This window comes from Vibrio sp. 10N.222.55.C6 (assembly GCF_041473395.1).
In the GTDB taxonomy this organism is placed as follows: Bacteria; Pseudomonadota; Gammaproteobacteria; order Enterobacterales; family Vibrionaceae; genus Vibrio; species Vibrio crassostreae_C.
Genome location: NZ_JBFRSD010000334.1, coordinates 1 through 665, shown reverse-complemented (window position 1 = coordinate 665; position 665 = coordinate 1). Strand labels below are relative to the sequence as shown.

Here is a 665-nt window from a genome sequence, read left to right as displayed (position 1 = left end):
GATTTGTATCGAGCTCTTTTTGCACCATGGCTTCGAGAGATGCGGCTAGCGATGCTCTCGCCTCCATTGAAGCGATGTCCATATCAAGCGTCATGTCTCCCATACTTTCAACACAAGCAACGCCTGCGATTAAGCCTTCAGGCAAATCAGATTGTGGGTTCATGCGCCAACTAGGAAATTCGGAGTTAGCAGCTGCTTGAAATGACAATGTAGTAATTGCAGCGATAATTAGAGTCTTTTTCATGTTTTATCCTTAAATCATATTCTTTTCGTAATTAACTTCTGTTTTACTTACTTTTTTCAAGTAGTTACGAGTTTCCGCAGCAGAGTGCTTTTGTTGGATAGTTTGGAATACTTGTTGTGGCTCAAGCTGGTTAATATTCTTGATTGCAACTGAGCGTTTGCCTCCGAAAATACGATAGATTGGGCCCATGCCTCCATTATAAGCCGCTGTTATGCAGTACTTTAAGCTCTCTTCATTGGTAACGCCTTTGAAGTAGCGAGAGCGCAGTAAGTGCAAATAAGCGGTACCGACCTCAATGTTTTTTTCGGGGTCGAATAAGTATTCTTTATTCAGTAGCTGTTGTTCACCAAATAGGAAGTTTGTCGCATCTAATCCTGCGGAACTTGGGACAATTTGCATCAGGCCAAAGGCAGGAATATGT

General features: G+C 42.3%; 1 protein-coding gene and 1 pseudogene. Both read right to left on the bottom strand.

What is annotated here, in order from left to right:
- Positions 1 to 244: pseudogene (locus tag AB4486_RS23980) on the bottom strand (hypothetical protein); the annotation flags it as partial.
- A gap of 9 nt (positions 245 to 253) precedes the next feature.
- Positions 254 to 665: transglycosylase SLT domain-containing protein (locus AB4486_RS23975; RefSeq protein WP_372119106.1), on the bottom strand; the 412-nt coding region annotated here is incomplete at its 5' end.